Consider the following 3,972-nt stretch of genomic DNA (forward strand, 5'->3'; position numbering starts at 1 on the left):
GATGATTTTTGGGAGCTACCCTTCACTGGATGAAATCATCACGATCTTACAATCTTTAGAAGCTAAAATAAACCAGTGATCATTACTTGTTTACAGCCAAAAACAACACCAAACCATGTACATATGATTGAACTGTAGTATCAGGTGTTCGGTGCCCTATCTTATCAGAGAGTTCTAAAAGTTCATACGGATAAGAACTTCCTTTTGGGAAAAAACGTTGACATTGGTATGTCGCAAATGAGTGGCGCAGAGAATGATACGTACAATAGCGTTTTGTTACAGATTGGATTATCTCATTAATATACTCAAAACTGCTTGCATTGATCGATTTGTTCAAAAAACCGTTATACTCGGAAAGTTCAAGAAAAAGAAAATTCGATTTTTTATCCAGCTTTGATCTCATCTCTAAAAATTCAGTAATAATCTTTAAATGCTGTGGATTTTCAATAGTAACATCAATCCTTCTTTTTGTACTGATTGTTTTCAATTTAAATCCTGTCTTTTTGATTCCTTTGCTGTTGATATCCAAATGCAGACTGTTTCCGTAAAGATAAATGTCTTTTAATAGCAATGTTGATACTTCCTTCAAACGGACTCCACAATAAAATCCAAGCAACGCTATTACCTTCAATTGGCTCAGATACAGTTTGTGTTGCTTCCCAATTTTTTGAATGTTTTTCCAGGGTTTGTACTTTTCCTCAATCTCGTCAATGATGCCATCAATTTCATTTTTAAATACCATTGATTTTGGATAAAAAGAACCAGCTACATCAATCGTGATGCCCTTTTTAGAATAATATTTGAAAAAACGGTTGATCTGTGCCTTTATCCTCTTTACTGATGTACTTTTGTATTCTTGCTTATCAAGCCGATTGCTAATTCTAAAAACTTCATGTTCTTTTATCGCATAAAAATCTTCAATCATTCCAAATAAATGTTTATTCAACAACCAAATATAATTCTTGGCCGTAGAAAAGCGTATGCGTCTTTTCTGTGTCAAATCGATTATATAAATCAAATATTCATAAATCATTTCCAAATGCGGTGAAGTGCTAAATTTTAATGCTTTACGCAGTTCAAACAAAGCATTTTCGATAAGCTCTCTTGGAGGCATATTGTCTTTATGTCTTAATAGCGCAATGAGATCATCCAGCTCGTAAATATCAAACGTAATGACTTGCCAATCCATTTCATCGTCTGGGTCAAGTGGAGTCGGTTTTGCTAAGGCAAGCTGGATTCGCTTGACTTCATCTGTCATCAGTTCATGAGACACCGTTCCAGGAAACATCGCTTGGATGTCTGCTAACGACAACTGCACAGATGTTACCGTTCCTGTACGAAGAGTTAAAGCAAGCGGTGAATTTAAATACATATAGCGGATTTTGGTAAGCTGTCGAAGTTCACCGATGCTAATATCCTGAATAGAAGATTTAGACCTGTTTGCATTCATATTTTTTTCATAGTTATCAATATTTTGGAAAACCGCTTCGTCAGCATTGCTAATACTAAAGCGCACCTTTTCAAAAAGCCCTGATACAAATTCATCCATCAAAATGGTTTTATAGGGCTTAGGGCCTTTTGTTCCAACTCCAGAAGCTAAAAAACTCTCTTCATATATCACTAAAACTACCATTCCGACTGGAGTGAAAATAAGATCTTTCCAACATATTTTTTCTAAGACCGATGATGTGAAGGGTATGATGTGAAACAGCCGCAAATAACCATATATCTGCTGTAAAATATTCGAATCTTCACGTTTAATTTTGCAATGAGTTTCATAAGCTGTAATAGCCTTATCAATCTTGTCCAATTTTGAATAGGATTTGGAGAGAAGTGCATTATGATCTTGATTGATTGATACCAATACAAGATTTCTGGGCAAAAAAGATACCGATAATTTATGGATCAATTCAAACTTCTTAAGACGCTTGAATTCACGGTAAAGCATTTTGTCATATTTGGTATGTTCCGCATCTGACTTTGGTTTCAATTGCTGATTGGCGAGATCTATGAACACTTTTAAAAAATGGATATCAAGTTTGAATTGGCCAGAAACTATTTTGACGGTTTCCTGCTCACTCTTCAATGCCATAAGCAACAAGTTTTTAAATTGCCCACTAATGGAAGCGTGTTTCGCTATTTTGGATCTTAGAGAATCATATGCTTTTGAAAAACTATTAGATGTATTCATAATTTAACTACTCCATAGATATGGGCGATATGTTGCAGCATTTCCCTAGTTGAACTGATATATTCACGAAGGTTCATGGTTGAAAATATCCCTTCTTGTTCTCCACCGCTTATGTAGTGTCCAAGAAGAGCTTCTAGATAGAAACTATTGAAATTATGCTCGATAGCATACTTGGTGATTATGTGTCTGCCGGTATTTAAAGGTACTTGAGTTACAAACTGCTGAAGATATTCAGAAGCTCCATAACTGTTCAAAAAATAAAGAGCTTTTTTATTGCTGTATGGTTCAAGTTTCCCATCAACGTTCAGCATCACCTGTGTCACTTCAAATCCGAGATCGCATGCCATTTTGCGATAACGCTCGATCAAGTTTTCAGTACTATCACATACGGGAATAATTCGTGTGCCTGTAGAAATGGTTTCAGCTTTTTCGCTGATTCTGATAGTGTGCATTGACATATATTCAAATGAATCAGATTTGGAAAACGTTCTCGTTCCCAAAGTGATAGATAGCGCAAAACGTAATGCAATCGAAAATATATTAAATTCGGCTACAGGGCTATTTTGTAATCTTACAAGCCTATTCATCTCGCCAAAGAACCGATTCGATTCTTTAATATCAAGAACCCTGCTGCTACCCGAATATTCAGGTTTTACTGTAATTGAGAGCGCTGGTCTGAACAATTCCGGTGATATCCCCATTAACTTGCAGACACTTTCATGTAGGTCCAAATCAATATACATTTTTTCCATCATCTCTGAAAATGTTTCTGATTTTTTAAGCGTGGATGCATAGGCAAGTCTTGATTCATCGCAGCTTTGGTATTTTCCTACGCAAAACAATACACTCATATCTTCAATGGATTGTTCACGTCTGTATGTCGCAATGACTCTCCAAATATGCTTGAAATTGATTTTTATTTTTTTAGGGAATGTCTTTTGAAGCGATACCATAAAACCGATATATTCATTTGCCCATTTCTGGCTTGTCAGTTGTGTTATTTCTTCTTCATCCAAAGCAAGTATCTGGCTTTTTTGTTTTGACCACAACATACCATACAAATATGGAAGTCTGTAGAAAATTTGCTTTTTTCCATTAACTAATAATTTTGATTCTGTTTCTTTCGAAAAGAGCTTAGGATCGATCATTATTTCGATTTCGTTCGTTTTATCCTTATATTCAGCGATATTGTTGTTTTGTAAAAAAATACCCGTAACGATTCTATGGTAATCATAACCAGTAATGAGTGAAGTTAAAAATACGGATCTGAAAAAATCTTCCTTGTTAAATACGTCATTCATTTTTTTGCTAAATACATATTTGATGAACTCTTTTAAATGCTCTTTTGGAGGTACTTCGTAGTCACTCTTTAGCAATAGTGACCGTTTAGTAATCTTTGCTGAAAATGCTTTGTTTCTGTTGCGCTGCTGTGCAGCGTTTGGGATCGTATCCCGCTCTCCCAACGCAGGATCAGGGTAAGCCCTTGTTCGTTTTGTTTCAAAGTTTTTTTGTTCTACTGCTTCTTCACGCATAGAAGGTTCAACCAGAATATCTAGATTAATCGATAAAGATTTGTTAAATGGTTCTACAACGGTATATTGTGATATTTGTTTGGATCTCTTTCCGCCAGATCCATGAGAAGGTTTGTCTTTGTAGACCAATCCACGCATTTTTTCGTGATTATCACGGTAACTCAACATATAATAGCGAAGGTTATTATTAACCCCTTTCTGTCTCGTTTTTCCGGCTTGTGTTTTTCGGCTCGTTCTAAAGTGCCATTC

General features: G+C 35.6%; 2 protein-coding genes. Both read right to left on the reverse strand.

The window, feature by feature from the left end; translation table 11 throughout:
* Positions 1-82: 82 nt before the first annotated feature.
* Positions 83-2,191 carry a hypothetical protein gene (locus tag JHC35_RS00905; RefSeq protein ID WP_295041497.1) on the reverse strand — a complete coding sequence of 703 codons (2,109 nt, stop codon included), beginning with the start codon at positions 2,189-2,191 and terminating at the stop codon, positions 83-85.
* Positions 2,188-3,972 (reverse strand): hypothetical protein (locus tag JHC35_RS00910; protein WP_295041498.1); only part of this gene is annotated, 1,785 nt, incomplete at its 5' end. The genes JHC35_RS00905 and JHC35_RS00910, both read right to left, overlap by 4 nt.

The organism is Sulfuricurvum sp., from assembly GCF_022759005.1.
In the GTDB taxonomy this organism is placed as follows: Bacteria; Campylobacterota; Campylobacteria; order Campylobacterales; family Sulfurimonadaceae; genus Sulfuricurvum.